We start from the raw sequence: 17,684 nt of genomic DNA on the forward strand, positions 1-17,684 counted from the left end.
CTGACATCGGTAAATGCCAGTTGTACGGCCTCAAGGATTTCATCGGTCTTTGGTTCGCGCATGGAATGGCCCTCACAGCGGAAAGGAAAACGCGCGATGGCCGACGACCTAAGCTTGATACCGGGCGTGACCACCGGCGCTAATTCCAAACACACCGATCATACCACAAATTGTTTCGCTACCGAAATGACATGTCGCCGGGCGGGGACACGCTTGGCGAGGCTGGTGGATAGGGGGCCACACGGCTGGTTTGCGCCAATACCGGTCATAGCATCTTGCCAGTGTTTCACAGGTATCGTGGATGTGTTGGATACCCGCTTAGATTTTATGTATGCTGAATACACGCTATCTCATCTGGAGGCTTCGTGTCCAAGTGGCTTGCTAAGATCGAAAAAGTAGGCGACGCCTTGAACCGCGCATCCGTGATCATCGGCGGATATTTTGCTGGTACATTCACCTTAGCCATGGTTCTTGCAGTGCTTGAAGGCGAAGGTGGGAACCTCGGCGACCTGGTGTTTGCCACGTCGTTTTTCTTTCTCGGCTTTTCTTATGTTCTGCCAATCCCGGTTATTCTCATCGTGGCGATTGCAGAGGCGTTGGGGCTGCGAAACCTCTTGTATTACCTTGCGACATGGGCCCTGACGCAATCTGTATTGATCCTGAGCCATCGTCCGTTGCTTCCCCCCATTGGTGGAGTCGATATGCTCGCTCTCGCCAACTATGTCTTGGCGGCCGCGACCGGCGGAATCGCTTACTGGGTCATCGCAGGCCGATCTACCAAAGCGCGGCCGAAACGTTCAAAACAGCCTCGCGCCAACGATGGGAGGGCAAAGCTCAATTCCGACCTCTATCGCAGACCATGATCCATGTAGCCACATGACAGCTTAGGGCCGAAACCCGCCATTGAGACTGGCGTGCAGAACTACAGAACATACGTTAGTCCCGGTGAGGGCCGATCAGAGCGCGTTCAGGTTAGGATTTGCACAACTGTATCAATGAAGGAAACAGACCCTAAAAATCGATAACCCGGAAACTAGAACGCGATCCCCCGCGTCGATCCCGGAGCGCGCGACCGAACTGCCTCTATTCCCCCCCGGTTTGTTCAGGTCGGTTGCGAACAATCACGTGTCAATAACTCCTGCGACGGTCAAAGTTTGCTCAAACGATCCTGTATGAATTCCAGCACATAGGTCCGCGGATCAATCCATGAGCCTCCGACGACTATCTTCTCACTGTAATCGGTTAAGGCATGCAGAAGTCGGTGCTCGTCCGGAAATTCGTGGCAGAAGGAGTTGAATGCCGCATAGTCGAGTAAGACGAAGGCGTCGCATGATCCTTCCATTTCCCGGTAACGGGCAACGAAGGAAATTCCTTCGTCCGTAAACATCTCTTGGACGACCACGAGGCTAATGACCTTTCGGTCTCCCACGTCAATTTCGAAGTCTTCCTTGTCGATAGTTAATGCCAGGCTGGAATGTTCTCGGACGAGCGTCGCGGCGCCCTTCGCCTGCTTCACACCCTTTTCGATTTGACTGTGCGACGTGCGGCGCTTCCGGTCTATCGTCCGTGAAAGGCTGGCTTCCGTGTTTGGACTGTCCTTGGCCTGCACTAAAAGGAGATGGGTCTGGTTTAGGGCAAGGACGTCGACGAACTCTTTGCCATTGTCCCGTCGCATGGGATTGAGAGCAAGTTGCTCCCCGCCGAAGGCGCGCTTCAAGCATGCGACAATATCGCGTTCTTGGAAGTAGCCCGGGTTTTCTCGCTCCAAAGTCGAATGAGAAAAGCCGCCGCTTCCGTAGTAGTCATGATCCTCGCGACGAGCATCAAGTATGAAAATGTCAGATGGCGACAATTCTTCTTCGAGAACTACCGCTATTGCGTTGGCGTCATCTTCCGCGGTTCGATGGCCAAACCACGTTTCCAACGCCTCATAAATATTATTCAAAATCTGCGGCTGGTAGGTGAGCAAGCCAAACTCTGCTCCTCTAGCGAGAAGGCTTCCTTGATCGTGCACAGAGGCTCGATGGCTCATCCATTCGCGGCAGTGCTCATCAAAAAAATATACTTCAAATTCATCGTAGGTAAGGAGTTCGAGAAGTTCGTTGCCTAGAGGCTCGTTGAAGAGCGGTGTCCTTAGAACAAGCGGCTCGTCGCAATCGTCGAAGAAGGCGGTGGCCAAAGCAACAGTTAGTCCAGATGTAGATGGCAGCGGAGCGAGATAGAAGCTAAAGCTACCACGCACGCGGGCAGCCAGAATATACTCCTTAGGGACCTTCACTATTAACACCAGCTTTCCCGTCTCTCGCATGCGCGCAGGTAACAGGCCGCTTGGCAAATCGCGGACGGAAGGGAGAATGTTTGGGTGAAGAATACTGAGCATGACAGGCCTTCTTAGTCCTGATGAAATTCTTAAAGCGATTTTGTCCGGCTTCTCCGGGGACCCGGTCCCATTTTTTCTATCCCGGCTCCCCCGAGAAGAAGATCCTCATCAATTTTGCCCGGAGTTTGATATTCGGGATGGGTCAAAAGCACATCGAGTATAAAGCGAAGGAGGTCCGACGCGAGCAACCTCTCCTTTTCGTAGCGGGTATCAGCTGGCTCAGAGGTTTTCTTGGTTTCCTTCCGGCGGATGCCATGTACGATCGCGGATCGGGCCGCATACAGTTGCTTCACTTGTGCAGCTGTCTTAGCTGCATCTCGAGTCGTGTCCCCCGAAAGCCGAGAAAGTACTCCTGCCCGCAGGCGTAGCTTGTACGAAAGCGATTGATTTTGATCGTCGCCGAGCAAAAGTTCGAGACCAATCGTCCCGTCCAGTATTGCGTCAGCTGCGTCTGTTCTCGTCAAGCATCCATTGAGGCGTTTCAACGCAAGGCGGACTGCCTCACTCTTGCTCTCGACGATACGGCCATAAATCCGGCGAACGTCTTCGAGCTGGCCTCTGGTTATTGGCGTGCGTTGTTCGAGCCAGCCATAATTGTCAAACTCGTTGGGATACTGCCGCAGGGTCGCGCCATAAACGGGCGTCAGATCACAAAAGTAATCGAGTGCCCACCCGTTTGGCACCCATAAGGCTTGCGCGAAGCCCGTTCGCACGCCTGTAGCCACTCGCAGAGCGCCGAAGAAGCTGTCGATGGCATTCATTGCGTCCGGAGCCAGCCATGACAGAGAGTTTCGGACTTCATGGATATTGTTTGTCTCACCTACGGTCCATTGCCTGGAGACAAACGCATGAGTGGCTGCGCCAACGACGCTGGACACAGCACCCGTTCCCATTGTGCTCATGCGCGCACGAGCAAGCTGCATTTTTCTCGGTATTCGGGTGATGTAGGTCGTTTCCGACAGGCGGAATCGGTCAACGTCAAAATGCGTCATGGCAATTGGCACAACGAGCGAAACGTTCAGCGTCTTGGAAATAGTTCCGAACATAACGGGAAAGATGACCTTGTCCCGCCGCTTTGCATCGATGGCCGCATCGACCCCATAGAGATGGATGTACCGCTCGACGCAACCTCCAACCAGAATATCAATCGGCCCGTCGCTGGGCTCCCCGTCATATCGCCAGAGGTCCAATCTCTTGCCGAGGTTATCGCCACGAAGAAACGCAGCAAGCTTTTCGCCCTTGGGGAAGCCCACTTCTGGCCGCTGATATCCGGCAAGAAGGCCTAGGATGCGATTTGGGCGAACGAGGCTAAGGTAGTCTCTCGGTGTCGCCTCATTGTAGAAGCCAAATTGCCCGAAAGCGGGGAAGCCGGTGTCCAGACGCGACATATTCGGATAATCATGATGCCGGCTTATATGGGTCGCCGCTTTTGCATTTGCGACAACAGCCTCATGAAGCTCATCGAATGCCGCCTGGAACAGTTCGATATACTTGTTGATAGCTTCCTTCCGATTTGGGGATCTCATCGACTGGTCTCGTTGGCCGGTTTCAGTGGTCAAATTTCACCAACTATCGTTCTTAGAGCGGTTGCATCCTGCAGCACTACTACCCGCTAAAATTCTAAACTGCACGACACAATTGGACCTCGCGCCTGATAGTCCATTGAACTTAACTTGCTCCCCTCCCGTCAGCGTCCGTGCAGGTCGGCGACGGGTCACTAGGTCGGGAACGGAATTTGCCCCAGAGGAAGGCGGCGGCCAACGAACGCCGTCGCCCGGGGTGGTTTCAGCTAAAGGCTTCCCTACGCATGATTGGCTTTGCGCCTCCATTCCAGCCGTCCGGCCTGAGCGCTGTACCAACTTGCAAGCAGTTGATGGTATAGGCGGCGGTTTTCCAGATATTCTGGCGTCAAGTCGGCTAGTGCGAGCGGGTCGCGCTGCTCACAAGGCGCTTTCACCATAGCCGCGACTTCGGCGAAGCGCTCGGCTTGCCATTGATCCCGGATATCCATCATCGATATCCCGCCATTCATAATGTCGTCAGTCTCGTTCATTTACCTACTTCCTCGTGGTCCATGTTGTGGGTAATCGTGCATTCGGCCATGGTCCGCCAATCCGGCCCATGCTCGATAATGTCCTGAAGCTCCTCAAGCTCCTCGATCTCGACCGTCTTGATCTCGTCTCCGGTCATGTAGGCGTAGCGGATCACCGCCTTCCAGCGCTTCCTTTCGCTCATGATGCCTTCCTCCATTGCGCCCGGATCATCGGCTCCGGCTTGCCGTTAGCTTTCCAATTCTTCATCGATCAGCTTAATCGCCGCCGGGACGGCGGGCGGAATTCGCCGCAGCAGTCCTTGGATCTCCTCCAGCAGCCCATAGAGCCGGTAAGTCTCGCGGCACTTGGACTGATACTGATCGTCCCATTCCTCTCAGTCGCTTTCGAGCCTACGGATTATCCTTCGCGTTTCCGCGTCCTGCTGCGCTATTGGCGGCGGCAGCGTGGCCTGCCTGGCAGCGGCGGGCGGCGGCGTTCTAGGCTTGGCTTTCGGCATCGTCTTCCTCCTCCAATCGGCCCGGAAATGGCGCAATCAATCGTCCGGTTGGCCCGCCCATCTCCCTAGGGAGAGATGGGCGGGCCACCAACGGGTACGAATTTTGATCGTGGCCCGGTTGCTGGCCCGCCAATATTTCGTGCAACCAACTGATATATTGTGCAAAAAAGGTACAACTGGCCCGCCATGCTTCGTACCAATTTTGGGTTGAAACAGGCAAAAGATGGCCGGGCCACGGAGCCATTTTTGGCTCGGGCATAAAATCCGAAAAGTTGTATTGTTTCGGTTGGTTGTATTTGCTCATTTTTGGCCCTTCCTGAGCGCCCGTTCGCCCTCCCTCGTCAGGCCGATATGGTCGATGTAGGTTCGTATCCATTTGCGCTTGGTAAGGGTCTCCATGATCTTCTCCATGCGCCTTCGGCTGACACCGACCGTCGCGGCCAGCGCGCGCATCGATATGCTTGGCGTAGCTACAAGCGCTTCAAGTGTGGCGATCTCCTCGCGGTTCTGCTGTTGGTGAATTTCCGCCTCCCGGCCTTCCGTCAGCGGCTTTGCGATGGTCATTGCCATTTGATCGCCGTCAGCATTTTCGAGGCCCTCCGGCTTGATCACGACAAGTTCGAATTTCATCGGATCGAACGGGATGCCGCGCAGCTTTCCTTGCCAATGCAGGTTGGCCATGCCGCCATCGGCCCATACGGTAAGATTGCCGTCCAGTTCATTGAGGAGAGCGCCACCGCCGCGCGGCAGGAGATTGTCCTTGCTTGCATGCTTTACCGGATGGGCGAGGATCAGCGTGGCCGGGCGGTTGGGATGGTCCGCTATCAGATCGCGGAAACAGCACGCGAAATCGAGCATTTGCATATTGCTGTTCTCGTCGTCGCCGGGAAACAGCGCTTGGAGGCTGTCAAAGACGACGAATTCAAGGTTCCTGATTTTCAGTAATGCGGCCCGAGTCTGCTCAAGGCTTCCGGCAATATCGAACGGGTTCTTGTGCCATTCGATATCCTGCGCGCGCGGATCGATATCGAGGTCGGCGCATATGCTGAAATACTGGTAGCGAACGTTTTCCGGGTTTTCGGCGGCGAAGAAGGCCACCTTGCCCTTGCGGCATTTCTTACCGTGGAACCATTCGCCGCGCGCTACCTTGATGGCCATTAGGATCGCCACCAGCGTCTTGCCCGCACCGGTAGGACCGCACAGCGTATAGCTCGCGGCGCGCATTAGCAGATCCTTGATGGTGAATTCCGGCGGCTTCATCTGGTCGATGAATGCTTTCGAGGAGATAAGCCCTGAAAATGGCTTCATGCGCTTGGCTCGACCATTGCGGGCCTTCTCGTGCATGCCCTCGCCATTGTTGCCCGGATCGCCTTTCTGCCGGGCCGCAAAATCCTCGATACTTTCGGGGCGGGGCTGCTCATACATCGGCATAGTCCCCGCCATCGGTAAGATACCTGACTCGCGCTGGCACTCCGGCGTCGGCCCAACGCCTGGCGCACTGCCTGGCGGCATTCAATCCGACCTCGTCGGCGTCGGCCCAGATCATCAAGGCGCGCGGATAGGACAATGGAGGCAGGCTGGCGATTGCCTGCGCGCTACCCATGGCCCAACACGGAAAATGGCCTTTAGCGAGGACGGCAAGCATAGTTTCGACGCCCTCGGCAATATGTAAGATCACGCCACAAGCCGTTTGCCATTCCCCGAACTGGATAGCCGCGCCTTTCGTCGGGCAGAGCATGAACTTGTTCGCGCCGCGTCCCCTTATCCTGTGGAGCGCTACCACGGGTGGATCGTCGTACGGATCGCGCGGGATCGTAAGCGGGATCGTCTTGAACCCGGCCAGCAATGCCGGGCCGCTGGTATCGTCGGGGAATGGCACATTTGCATGAAAGCGGAGGCAACGGCGGCGTTCGTAGTCGTCGGGCGGGAGCTTGAGGCCGCGCGAGCCGAGATAGCTTTCGACCCATGCCGAGCGGGCGCTGTCCCGGCTTTCCCGCCAGAGCTTGGCTGCGAATTCCTGCTTGCGCGCGGCATCGGCGGCATCCTTTCGCCGGGCGCGCTCAAGGCGGAGATCGATAATCTTCCTGTCGGCGTCGGAAAGCTGGCGGGCGAGGCTGTCGATGATATGCCCGGACCAGCCGCAGCGGGCGCAATGATAGGAAAGCGCGGTATCGGAAAGCCGCCAGACGCGGAGCTTCGGGGCCATCTGGGAGCGTGGATTGGATCGACCGGGGCCGCATCTCGGACAGGCGATATCGGCGCGCATGCGCCCGGCAAGGCCATTCGCAAGGGTCTGGAAATCGCTCATGGCCCGCCTCCTGATCGGGAGGGGCCGCGCCCGGCGTCGATGTTGCCAGCGTCATCTGCCATGCGCGCGCTCCTTCGGTTGTAGGGCGTGGGCAGTGCGCGGGTGGCTTTCATTTCCAAAAAGGCAAAAGCGATTTTGGGCGGGCTGATCCGGGAACCCCGATACGGGGCGTTTGGCGGGTATGGAGCGCCCGCCGCGCATTTCAGCGTATGTCCTTCATCGCGGTTCGCCTTTCAGGCGTTCCGGCAGTGTTTAGTCAGGCGAGGAAGGGTGCTATGCTTGGCGCTTCAGTGAGCTTGTTTTCTTTTCCTTCCGCGCCCGGTTCCCGCCGGGCGTTACTCTGTCTACGCGGCTCGGCCCACGTATCGCTGCGCCAAATGCCGAAAAAGATCGGGCCTCGGATAGCCGATGAGCTTGCCCGACAATCGGATGTAAGGCGGGCCGGTCCGGCGGGCCCGCTGTTGCTTTAGGCCGCTGGGAGTCGAGCCGACGACGACGGCGGCGTCTTCTGGCCCTAGCATAAACGGGAGCACCGGGTCGGCTCCCATCGCGTCGAATAGCTGCGCGCCGGATTTGCCTTGGTCGGTCCAGAATTGGTAGCGCTCGGCGATCAGTTGGGAAAAATTGTCTGAGGGCATGGCTCAGCCTTTTGGTTGCCTTTCGGGATTATGGAACCGCATTCGCCATAATTAAATCAAGCGAAAAAATGAACGATATCATGCGCATGACATGTACATTTTTTCGAAAAGCAAGGCCCGGTCAGCACTTACCGCACCGCAAGGCAATTTAGAGGCGCAAAGAAAAATGATTCGCGTTTCGTGGGATTCCGCGTGGGATTTTTGGCGGGATTCGGCGATAGCGGCCTCGGACGAGTGTTCCCACCTATAGGGCCACGAAGGCTCTGTAAGTACTAAATTAGAAGGTAACTAAATTCAGTTATCGCTGTTATTTCAATATGGTGCGAGCGACGGGGATCGAACCCGTATGACCGAAGTCGAGGGATTTTAAGTCCCTTGCGTCTACCAGTTTCGCCACGCTCGCGCAGGCATTCTCCTTCAACGACTGAGGCGATTCAGTCAAGAGCGAGACGGCTCCTCATGTTTGCGCTGGACGCGCTGCAATACGGACCGGATTCAAAAGGCAACCGGCAACCACGCCGACGGATGCGCCGACAATCTTGACCGCGGCGTCGTGGAAGCGCGCATGGCGCGTCGGCGACAGGTATTGCAGATACTCAACTGCCAAGGCGCCGGCGGCCAGGAGAAGCGCGACCGCGATCCAATGCCGCGGATAGGCGAGCGCGAACATGAAGCCGGCCAACGAATAAGCCAGAGCGCGGTCGAGATTGACTGACGTGACCGTATGCGGGCGCAACCCGATCGGCGACAGGGTGACGAAAATAATGGCCGCGAAAAGCAGCCAGGCAATCGGTCTTGCAAATTTGCTTGAGATCATCCGGGCGATGTAGCCGCATTGCGAGCGAATTGATAGCGCACAATCGCGTTATTGCGCGAACGGCGGCAGCCGATACAAAAGATGACTTCGCAAGTGGACAATATTGGCGGATATGGGCTTTTTCCCGTTGCGCGCTTATGCCATAGCGGTGGTCGGTAACAGCAATGGACGAACGATTGTGACCAGGCAGGATGTCGAGAGCGCCGAAGCGGCCATGCGCAGCCTATTTCCAGCAACGCCACTGCAGCTGAACGAGCACCTGTCGGCGCGCTATGGCGCCGACATCTGGCTGAAGCGCGAAGACCTTTCACCCGTGCGTTCCTACAAGATTCGCGGCGCCTTCAATTTCTTCCGCAAGGCGATCGCCGAGGGTGCTGGCGGCAAGACCTTCGTCTGCGCCTCGGCCGGCAATCATGCCCAGGGCTTTGCCTTCGTCTGCCGCTATTTCGGCGTGCCTGGCGTTGTCTTCATGCCGGTGACAACGCCGCAGCAGAAGATCGACAAGACGCGCATCTTTGGCGCGGAGTTCATCACCATCAAGCTGACGGGCGACTTCTTCGATCAATGCTACAAGGCCGCCCGCGATCACGTCGAGGCGATCGACGGCGTCATGGTGCCGCCGTTCGACCATCCGGATATCATCGAAGGCCAGGCGACGGTTGCCGCGGAAATCCTGCAGCAACTGCCCGAAGGGACCACACCTGATATGGTCGTCATGCCGGTCGGTGGCGGCGGACTGGCGGCTGGCATCACTAGTTATCTCGATGATTTTGTGCCAAAATCCGGCTTCATCTTCACGGAGCCGGCCGGCGCGCCGAGCCTGAAGCGAAGCATCGAAGCAAGGCAGGTGGTGACGCTCGCCAAGGTTGACAATTTCGTCGACGGTGCGGCCGTTGCGCGGATCGGGGATCTGAACTTCGCCGCCCTGGAAGGCTTTCCCACCGAGCAGGTCATGCTGATGCCGGAAAACGCCATTTGCGTGACCATCGGCGAGATGCTGAACGTCGAGGGAGTCGTCCTCGAACCGGCGGGAGCACTATCGCTGACCGCAATTGCCGCGATGGATCCGGAAGTGCTGAGAGGCAAGACCGTCATCGCCGTTGTCTCCGGGGGCAACTTCGATTTCGAACGCCTTCCCGATGTCAAGGAGCGCGCAATGCGCTATGCCGGATTGAAGAAGTACTTCATCCTGCGGATGCCTCAGCGACCCGGCGCCTTGCGCGACTTTCTGAACCTGCTTGGCCCCGATGACGACATCGCCCGTTTCGAGTATCTCAAGAAGACGGCTCGCAATTTCGGCTCGGTGTTGATCGGTATTGAGACCAAGGCGCCCGAGAATTTCGCGCAGCTCATCGCGAACTTCGAGAATGCGGCCATCGGCTTCGAGGACATCACCGAAAACGAGATCCTCGCAAACCTCATCATTTAACTTTTCCGGCACGCGCTGCCATGATAAGGCGAAATATGGCTTCGATCTTCTCCAGTATTTTCTCAATGTTTTCAGGCGGCGGCAAATCGCCTGAAGCGCCGGCTGGCGTCTCTTCCGAGCCGCAGCTCTATGGGGACTGCTCGATCTATGCCGAGCCGCAAAAGGAAGGCGGCCAGTACCGCCTTGCCGGCCGGATCGAGAAAACTGTCGGGGGCGAGGTCCTCGTACGCAATTTCATTCGCGCCGACATGTTCGGATCTTGGGATGATGCGATCGAGTGCACGGTGCGCAAGGCGCAGCAGATCATCGACCAGAACGGGCCGTCATTGTTCAACGACGGCGCGAAAGTTCGCCAGGTCTGATCCGCTTTCCTCGGAATCGGTAGGACGATACTGATACTCACGCAATCTTAAAGCATTACGAGGAATCTTGGTGTCCGCAGCCTTGCAGGACAGCCACGTGCCTTACGACAAACACAGACCACCGCTCATGTTCGCCGCCATTAAGGTGTGGTGGACTGCCTCTGGATGCGCGCTGGCTGGTGAGAGGGGCAGCTGATGGAAGCCTTTAACCTGCTGCTGTTTGCCATTGCCGCCGTTGGCTATTTCACGCTCATGGTGACGTTACTGCACTTCCGCCAGCGCCTCGGCCTGGGCATGTTTCTCACTGCCCTCGGTGTCATGCACTTCATGGAAACCTACCTGGCGGCAGTCTTTTATGTCGCGCTACCGTTCGGCATTGCGTCGCCTGGTTCGTCGGTATTCTTCACTGGCAAGCTGATGATGATTCTCATGCTTTATCGGCAAGAGGACGCTGCTACCGTTCGCCAACCGATCTACGGCCTGTTTGTCGGCAATATCCTGACGGTCGCCGTAGCATGGCTGCTGCAACTGCATACGCCGATCGAGCTCCCTCGGGGCGATGGCGCGAACTTCGATTTCCTCAAGGAAATGGGATGGCTCATGGTTTGGGGGACGACGCTCCTCTATCTCGATTCCATCGGCATTATCCTGCTGTACGAGCGCCTCGGCCGCTTCCTGAAGCACTGGATCATCGTGCGCTTTATGATCTGCGGCTTCGTCATCCTCACATTCGATCAGATCGGGTTCTTCGGTGCGCTCCACTACTTCCTCGAGATTCCTGCCTCTGCCTTCTGGGACGGATGGAAGGCCAAGATGTTTGCCGTCTGCATCTATGCGTTGCTCTTCGCCGTCTACGAAGTTTGGATACGGCGCGAAGGCATTCCCGCGAGCGTGCGGCCGATCAGTGATGTCTTCAGTGACCTGACCTTCCGGGAGCGTTACAACGATCTGCTTGATCGTACCGGCAGGGACGTGCTGACGGGGGTCTACGATCGCGCGCGAATGGAGATGGAAGCGCCGGTCATGGTTCGCGAAGCACTGCGGCAGGGACACTCCGCCACGGTCATCATTCTGGACGCGGACCATTTCAAGGAGGTCAACGACCGCTTCGGGCATCTGCAGGGAGATGAGGTGTTGAAGGCGATCACGCTTCGCCTCGGCAGCATTTTGCGATCGGCCGACCGTGTCTTCCGTTTTGGCGGCGAGGAATTCGTCGCGGTCTGCCCGGCAACCGACCATGCCGAGGGAATGGGGCTGGCCGAACGCTTGCGCTGGACGATCGCGAATAGCGTCAAGACGCCGGATGGCGAGCCCGTGACCATCAGTATCGGCGTGGCGACAGCCGATACCGACGGCGTGAGCTTCACAACGGTACTTTCGGCCGCCGACCAGAGGCTCTACCAGGCGAAGAAAAGCGGTCGCAATTGCGTGGTCGGCAAGCCCGGGCTCGAGAAGATCGATTAGCCGATCACGATGCGCGGAATATTTTGGCGCCGGACGGGGCGCTCGTCGCGCCGCCATCGACCACAATTTCAATCCCTGTGACGTTGGTCGAATCGCTTGACGCGAAATAGAGCGCGGCCTTGGCAATTTCCTCCGCTTCGCTCATTCGGCCGAGCGGGCTCATTGCGCCCAGCCGGGCTTCAAGCGCCGACATTGCATCCGCCGTCGACGCCACCGGTTGCCAGATCGGTGTCTTGGTGCCGCCTGGCGTGACCTGGTTGACGCGGATGCCGCGCGGCGCAAGCTCGGAAGCCATATTGCGGGTCATGGCACGTACCGCACCCTTCGTCGCTGCATAGGCTGAATAGCCGGGCGCACCAAGCACCGCATGAACCGAGCCGTTTAGGATGACCGAGCTGCCGTCGTTCAGATGCGGCAATGCCGACTGGACCGTAAAGAAGACGGAGGTCAGGTTCGTGCTGATGATCGTGTTAAATTGCTCCAGCGACGTTCCACCAAGGGGAGTCGCACCGCCAATCCCGGCATTTGCAAAGAGCACGTCAAATTTGCCGAACTTGGCGGCGGCTTCCGCAAAGGCCCGCTCCGTGGCCGCGACGTCCGTTACATCAAGTCTCAGCGCAAGCACGTTGCTGCCGAACGCCTTCTCGGCGGCGGCGAGTGTCTCGGTATTCCGGCCGGTGATGATCACCTTCGCCCCTTCGTCGAGGAAGACCTTGGCAGTTGCAAGACCGATGCCGCTATTTCCGCCCGTGATGAGGGCGACCTTGTTCTGCAGACGCATTGCATGACTCCTCTTGGAAAATTGCGCCATCTGGATTACGATATACATCCAGAAGGATTATGATCGTAATCTAAATCTGTCAACCGGTGTGGGGAGAGATTTTTATGGGCCACTCACAGCAGGACAAGCGCAAGACACACGAGCGGATCGTCGAAATTGCATCGAAGCGTCTGCGTGAGAAGGGGCTGGATGGCGTCGGCGTCGCGGATCTGATGAAGGAGGCGGGGCTGACCGTCGGTGGCTTCTACAAGCATTTTGCGTCCCGAGACGAACTGGTGGCAGAGGCAATGCAATCGGCCTTCGGCGCCTGGTCGGCGAAGGTTCGGTCGGAGGGGCGGACTCCAGAGGACATTCCGTTGCAGGAGTATGCGGCGATCTACCTGAGCGGAAAACACCGGGACGATACAGCCGGCGGGTGTCCGTTTGCGGCCCTGACGGCCGATCTGGCCCGCAGTGGCGAGAGGTGCCGATCGCTTGCGACTGATCAGCTGAAGACGAGCGTAAACAGCATGCAGGCGCGCATTGACGCCACCGATGAGGCAGAGGCTCGCCGCAAGGCGATCATCATGTCCTGTCTCATGAGTGGAGCGCTTGGCCTTGCACGGATATCGAACGATGAAGCCTTTGGCGGCGAGATCCTCGACACTGTGAAGGCCTTCGTGAACGAGTTCGGCACAAAATGAAAACGGCCGGTGAGAACCGGCCGTTTCAACATCGATTTCGACACCGATTAGGCGGCGAGGGCGATTTCCTCAGCGCGGGCCTTGGCAGCGCCAATTGCCTTCTCGGCAGCTTCCGGGCCAAAGGCGAGGCCTTCGACGTAGATCGTTTCGACGTCGGTGATACCGAGGAAGCCGAGGACCGACTTCAGGTACGGTACAGCGTGGTTCATGCCTGCTGCCGGGCCCTGCGAATAGACGCCACCGGAAGCAAGAACGACGTAGACCTTCTTGCCGGTGGCAAGGCCAACCGGGCCGCTTTCGGTGTACTTGAAGGTAAGGCCGGCGCGGGCGACGTTGTCGATCCAGGTCTTCAGCGACGAGTAGATGTTGAAGTTGATGAGACCCGTACCGATGACAACCGTATCGGCTGCGAGCAGTTCGGCGACGAGTTCGTCCGACGTCTTCACGGCGGCGGCTTCCTCAACGGTGCGATCATCGGCAGGCTTGCGGATGGCTGCGGTGAAGAGATCATCGATGTGCGGCAGCGGATTTACACCTAGGTCGCGACGAACGACGGCGCTGCCCGGCTGCTGAGCCTTGATCTTTTCGGCAAGGTCAGCGGCGATCGTGGTCGAAAGAGAGTCGACACGCGGGCTGGAAGTCAAAAGCAGAATGGAAGACATGATTGAATTTCCTCTCGAATTTGCGTTCGCGGCCGTTCTTGGGAGCTTCGAGCCGCTGTTTCGAAGCAGAAAATAGGACTGGCCGACTATCGAAAAAACTGTGATAATGTCGATCAAAATCATCGATAGATTGGATGGAAGATGCTTCCGAACCCCACACTCGACCAGTTGCAAGTGTTCCTTACCGTTGCGGAAATGGGCAGCTTTTCGGCTGCTTCGCGCACGCTAAATCGCGCTCAATCGGTCATAAGCTACACGATCGCCAACCTCGAGGCGCAGCTGGAGGTGCCCCTTTTCGAGCGTTCGGGTGCGAGGCAACCGAAGCTGACGGAGGCGGGCAGGGCACTCCTCGAAGACGCACGGCGACTCGTCTCGGATCTCGAGGTGATGCGCGCCCGCGTAAAGGGGCTGAAGGAAGGGTTGGAGGCCGAGGTCTCCGTCGCGATCAGTGTCATGGTGCCGTCAAAGGCGATGGTTGAGGTCCTGCGCGAGTTTCGCAACGAGTTCCCGTCCGTCGGGCTCAATCTGGCGGTCGGTGAACTCGGCGTGGTGATGGATCTCGTCTCAAACGGCAAGGCGACGATCGGGATCGGCGGTGCCATTCTGCAGCAGCATGATTCGCTTGTGACCGAGCGCATCGGCCATTCCTTCATGGTGCCGGTTGCGTCGAGCGCTCATCCTTTGGCGCGGTTGGGCCGGCCGTTGACGCTGGCCGATGTCCGCGACGAGACGCAGCTTGTTGTCACCGACCCTTCCGGATTGACCAAAGGTCGCGACTTCAATGTGCTTTCCTACAAGACGTGGCGCGTTAGCGATATCGCGACGAAGCACTCTCTTATTCGCGGGGGTCTCGGCTGGGGTGGTCTTCCGGCGTCGCTTATTCGAGACGAGTTGAGAAGCGGAGCGCTTGTACACCTGGATCTCCAGGCCTACGAGCAAGGCGAGTATCCAATTTATGCGATGCGACGAATCTCAACCCCGCCCGGACCGGCTGCCACCTGGATGGTTGACGCCTTTCGATCCAGGCTTTCGCAATGCCCAAGCCATGCCGACTTCACCGCCGAGGTGGCGGAGTATGCAGCGCGCGACCTTTCCCTAGCGGCGGAATAGGCGAGGCGCAAGGGCCTCCCCGGGAGCTGAACGCCTAGAGAACCAGACGGAATTTGGCGAATCCATCGGTGCCTTCACCTGCGTCCTCGATCTTCACGCTTTTCACGTCCGCGAGGAACTGCTTGGCCTTCGGACCGCTCTGGAAGACGGCCGTCGTTCCCGGCAACGGTTTGAAGGTCCAGTTGCCGTCGGCCGACGGATTGATCGTGCGCTCTTCGTGGACGAAGCGGACGATAACGTCACGATTGGTGTCCGGCGCCTGGAAGACGACCTTGTCGGCGGCGATTTCCGGGAACTTGCCGCCGCCGCCGGCGCGGTAGTTGTTGGTGACGACGACAAATTTCTGCTTGAGATCAATAGGCTTGCCGTCGAACTGCAGATTCTGGATGCGGTTCGCATCGGCATTGATCAACTTGCCGTCATCATCGAACCTGCGCGGTTGCGACAGGTCTATCTGGTAGGTGACGCCATCGATCACATCGAAGTTGTAGGATGGGAAGGCACTGTTCAGCAGGTCCGTGTCCTTCGATCCCGGTTTCACCTCGTTGAACATGGCGGCTGACATTTCCAGCCAGTTCTTCACCTGTTCGCCAGTGATGGCGACCGCCTGAACCGTGTTGGGGTACAGGTAGAGATCAGCGACGTTCTTGATCGCGATATCGCCGGCGGGCACGTCGGTATAGTAGTCCGCGCCGCCGCGACCGCCGGCCTTGAACGGCGCTGCGGCCGACAGCACGGGCAGGTCCTTGTATTCGGTGTCGGCAAGCATCTGCTTGATGTACCAGGTCTGTGCCTGGCTAACGATCTGGACGGATGGGTCGTCGGCAACGAGCGCGAAATAGGAATAGAGCGGGGCCGATGTCCTGCCGACCGGAGTGCGCACGTAGGCAAGGGTGGCCTCATGCTCAGCCTTGGCAGCTTCGATGACGTCCTTTTTGTCGGCGACGTCGGCGATGACTTTCTTCTTATCGTCGCGGTGGTAGATCGGCCGCGCTTCCGAGGTGAAGTCGACAATTCTCCAACCTTTGCCGTCCTTTTCCAGCAGGAGGTCAATGAGGCCGAGATGGGAGCCCCAGAAGCCCGCCATCACAGCAGGCTTGCCATGCAACGTGCCTTTCACCGGATCGGCATTCTGGATGCCATCCCAGGTCTTGGGACCGGGGAAGACGAGGTGCTGGTGCCCGGTAAAGATCGCGTCGATTCCATCGACCGCGGCAAGATGCAGCGATGCGTTCTCCATCTTCTCGGAGGGGGCCGCGCCGTCGATGCCGGAATGAGAGAGCGCGATCACGATATCCGCGCCTTCCTGCTTCATGACCGGCACCCAGGCCTTGGCCGCCTCGACGATGTCGCGCGTCTGCGCCTTGCCTTCGAGGTTCTTGATATCCCACAGCATGATTTGCGGCGGCACAAAACCGATGAAGCCGATCTTGATAGGGGTCTCGCTGCCGGCGCCGTCCTTGATTGTCTTCTCGACGATGAGATAGGGCTTGAAAAACAGCTCGTCCTTGGTCGGATCGGACACGAGCTGGCCTTTGGTCAGGTTTGCGCAGACGAACGGGAAATTTGCCCCGTTCAGCACCTTGAACATGAAATCGAGGCCGTAGTTGAATTCATGGTTCCCGAGCGTGCCGACCGTGTAGCCGAGCGTGTTCATCGCCTTGATGACGGGATGTAGGTCACCGTCCTTCATCCCGCGTTGGTAGGCCATGTAGTCGCCCATCGGGTTGCCCTGCAGCACGTCGCCATTGTCGATCAGCAGCGAGTTGGCAGCTTCCGCCCGGATGTTATCGATGATCGTCGCGGTGCGCGCCAGGCCCATCGTGTCGTTCGGCTTGTCGGAATAGTAGTCGTAGGGAAAGACGTTGACGTGAATGTCGGTCGTTTCCATCAGGCGAAGATGCGCCTGATTGGCGGCTGCGTGCGCGCTGAAGGGATGAAGAAGGATGAGCGCTGACGTGGCGGCCAGGCCGCCAAGCAACGAGCGGCGGGTCACTGGTGGCAGATCCAGAATGGAAGACATGAAAACTCCTTCGAAAATCACGCGTCGCCCGGCCCATGGCGAGACTAGGGTGATTTGCGAAGGAGTAAACCCTGAAAATGACAGGGAATTATCGCGAGAGGACTGGCTTTACTTCCTTGTGGAAGAACCGGAAGTATGAGGCCACCTGCGCACGGGCATTGGAGTTCGGGTCGAACTGAATTCCGAGGCGGCCATTATGGCTCCAGCGGATGATGCCGTGAAGCGTGCCGAGGTCTTCGGCGATGATTTGCACGCGGCTGCCGGCCGCGGCGTGGATCGGCGACCGGATCTCGACGGCAACGCCGGTAACCGACATATCGAGGATGCGAGCATCAACTTCTTTGGTGAGATAGCGGACCTTGCCGAATACACGGCAGGACCGCCGCTCGGCCTTTCGGGCAATGATATTCAGATTACGCTGCATGTTACGCTCCACCAGAACATGTAGGTGAAATCTACTGGAGGAACATTAAGAAT

19 protein-coding genes and 1 tRNA gene are annotated in these 17,684 nt (G+C 57.9%); 6 read left to right on the forward strand and 14 right to left on the reverse strand.

All coding sequences use genetic code 11. From position 1 onward, the window contains the following. Window positions 1–365 precede the first annotated feature (365 nt). Window positions 366–863 (forward strand): hypothetical protein, encoded by a 498-nt coding sequence (locus tag AS026_RS11375; protein WP_062369667.1) that lies wholly within the window; start codon window positions 366–368, stop codon window positions 861–863. Window positions 864–1,147: 284 nt separating this feature from the next. Here the strand turns inward: AS026_RS11375 and AS026_RS11380 are convergent, their stop codons facing one another. The 10 genes from AS026_RS11380 to AS026_RS11425 all read right to left on the reverse strand — a co-directional run bounded on the left by AS026_RS11380 (window position 1,148) and on the right by AS026_RS11425 (window position 8,693). Continuing rightward, window positions 1,148–2,380: a hypothetical protein gene (locus tag AS026_RS11380; RefSeq protein WP_062369668.1), complete on the reverse strand. Its 1,233-nt coding sequence runs from the start codon at window positions 2,378–2,380 to the stop codon at window positions 1,148–1,150. Window positions 2,381–2,409: 29 nt separating this feature from the next. Next, the gene (locus tag AS026_RS11385) at window positions 2,410–3,939 is read right to left on the reverse strand and encodes a HEPN domain-containing protein (RefSeq protein WP_131815300.1); all 1,530 of its coding nucleotides are present in this window, start codon (window positions 3,937–3,939) and stop codon (window positions 2,410–2,412) included. Between the two features lie 242 nt (window positions 3,940–4,181). Continuing rightward, window positions 4,182–4,433, reverse strand: a complete 252-nt coding sequence (locus AS026_RS11390) for a hypothetical protein (RefSeq protein WP_062369670.1) — start codon at window positions 4,431–4,433, stop codon at window positions 4,182–4,184. Next, window positions 4,430–4,615: a hypothetical protein gene (locus tag AS026_RS11395; protein WP_131815301.1), complete on the reverse strand. Its 186-nt coding sequence runs from the start codon at window positions 4,613–4,615 to the stop codon at window positions 4,430–4,432. The genes AS026_RS11390 and AS026_RS11395 overlap by 4 nt, the downstream gene beginning before the upstream one ends. Before the next feature lie 295 nt (window positions 4,616–4,910). Then, complete coding sequence (locus tag AS026_RS11400) at window positions 4,911–5,234, reverse strand: hypothetical protein (RefSeq protein WP_062369672.1); 324 nt, start codon at window positions 5,232–5,234, stop codon at window positions 4,911–4,913. Next, window positions 5,231–6,355, reverse strand: a complete 1,125-nt coding sequence (locus tag AS026_RS11405; RefSeq protein ID WP_160330104.1) for an AAA family ATPase — start codon at window positions 6,353–6,355, stop codon at window positions 5,231–5,233. The genes AS026_RS11400 and AS026_RS11405 overlap by 4 nt, the downstream gene beginning before the upstream one ends. Further along, on the reverse strand, window positions 6,348–7,238 hold the full coding sequence (locus AS026_RS11410) for a toprim domain-containing protein (protein WP_062369674.1): 891 nt from the start codon (window positions 7,236–7,238) through the stop codon (window positions 6,348–6,350). The genes AS026_RS11405 and AS026_RS11410 overlap by 8 nt, the downstream gene beginning before the upstream one ends. A gap of 344 nt (window positions 7,239–7,582) precedes the next feature. Beyond that, window positions 7,583–7,876, reverse strand: coding sequence for a hypothetical protein (locus AS026_RS11415; protein ID WP_062369675.1), 294 nt, complete (start codon window positions 7,874–7,876; stop codon window positions 7,583–7,585). A 318-nt stretch (window positions 7,877–8,194) separates the two neighbouring features. After that, window positions 8,195–8,279, reverse strand: a tRNA-Leu gene (locus tag AS026_RS11420). 54 nt (window positions 8,280–8,333) lie between these two features. Beyond that, a complete protein-coding gene (locus tag AS026_RS11425) occupies window positions 8,334–8,693 on the reverse strand; it encodes an antibiotic resistance protein VanZ (protein WP_062369676.1) in 360 nt (119 codons plus the stop codon). Between the two features lie 178 nt (window positions 8,694–8,871). Between AS026_RS11425 and ilvA the strand changes: the two genes are divergently transcribed. The 3 genes from ilvA (at window position 8,872) to AS026_RS11440 (ending at window position 11,948) form a co-directional block, all read left to right on the forward strand. Beyond that, window positions 8,872–10,122 carry a threonine ammonia-lyase gene (gene ilvA / locus AS026_RS11430; protein WP_062369687.1) on the forward strand — a complete coding sequence of 417 codons (1,251 nt, stop codon included), beginning with the start codon at window positions 8,872–8,874 and terminating at the stop codon, window positions 10,120–10,122. Between the two features lie 35 nt (window positions 10,123–10,157). Then, entirely contained in the window at window positions 10,158–10,484 is a 327-nt protein-coding gene (locus AS026_RS11435) for an HlyU family transcriptional regulator (protein ID WP_025659119.1), read from the forward strand. Between the two features lie 192 nt (window positions 10,485–10,676). Then, window positions 10,677–11,948: a GGDEF domain-containing protein gene (locus tag AS026_RS11440; RefSeq protein ID WP_025659118.1), complete on the forward strand. Its 1,272-nt coding sequence runs from the start codon at window positions 10,677–10,679 to the stop codon at window positions 11,946–11,948. Window positions 11,949–11,952: 4 nt separating this feature from the next. On the opposite strand, the gene AS026_RS11445 is transcribed toward AS026_RS11440, so the two are convergent. Continuing rightward, the gene (locus AS026_RS11445; protein WP_025659117.1) at window positions 11,953–12,729 is read right to left on the reverse strand and encodes an SDR family NAD(P)-dependent oxidoreductase; all 777 of its coding nucleotides are present in this window, start codon (window positions 12,727–12,729) and stop codon (window positions 11,953–11,955) included. 104 nt (window positions 12,730–12,833) lie between these two features. On the opposite strand from AS026_RS11445, the gene AS026_RS11450 reads away from it, so the two are divergent. Beyond that, window positions 12,834–13,412: a TetR/AcrR family transcriptional regulator gene (locus AS026_RS11450; protein ID WP_025659116.1), complete on the forward strand. Its 579-nt coding sequence runs from the start codon at window positions 12,834–12,836 to the stop codon at window positions 13,410–13,412. Window positions 13,413–13,459: 47 nt separating this feature from the next. On the opposite strand, the gene AS026_RS11455 is transcribed toward AS026_RS11450, so the two are convergent. Continuing rightward, complete coding sequence (locus AS026_RS11455) at window positions 13,460–14,074, reverse strand: FMN-dependent NADH-azoreductase (RefSeq protein ID WP_025659115.1); 615 nt, start codon at window positions 14,072–14,074, stop codon at window positions 13,460–13,462. A gap of 141 nt (window positions 14,075–14,215) precedes the next feature. Between AS026_RS11455 and AS026_RS11460 the strand changes: the two genes are divergently transcribed. Then, window positions 14,216–15,184, forward strand: a complete 969-nt coding sequence (locus tag AS026_RS11460; protein WP_018856962.1) for a LysR family transcriptional regulator — start codon at window positions 14,216–14,218, stop codon at window positions 15,182–15,184. A gap of 34 nt (window positions 15,185–15,218) precedes the next feature. Here the strand turns inward: AS026_RS11460 and AS026_RS11465 are convergent, their stop codons facing one another. Both AS026_RS11465 and AS026_RS11470 read right to left on the reverse strand, forming a co-directional pair. Continuing rightward, window positions 15,219–17,207 (reverse strand): bifunctional 2',3'-cyclic-nucleotide 2'-phosphodiesterase/3'-nucleotidase, encoded by a 1,989-nt coding sequence (locus tag AS026_RS11465; RefSeq protein ID WP_025659114.1) that lies wholly within the window; start codon window positions 17,205–17,207, stop codon window positions 15,219–15,221. An 88-nt stretch (window positions 17,208–17,295) separates the two neighbouring features. Continuing rightward, window positions 17,296–17,631, reverse strand: coding sequence for a PilZ domain-containing protein (locus tag AS026_RS11470; RefSeq protein WP_018856960.1), 336 nt, complete (start codon window positions 17,629–17,631; stop codon window positions 17,296–17,298). Window positions 17,632–17,684 lie beyond the last annotated feature (53 nt).

It is taken from the genome of Rhizobium altiplani (assembly GCF_001542405.1).
Taxonomy (GTDB): domain Bacteria; phylum Pseudomonadota; class Alphaproteobacteria; order Rhizobiales; family Rhizobiaceae; genus Rhizobium; species Rhizobium altiplani.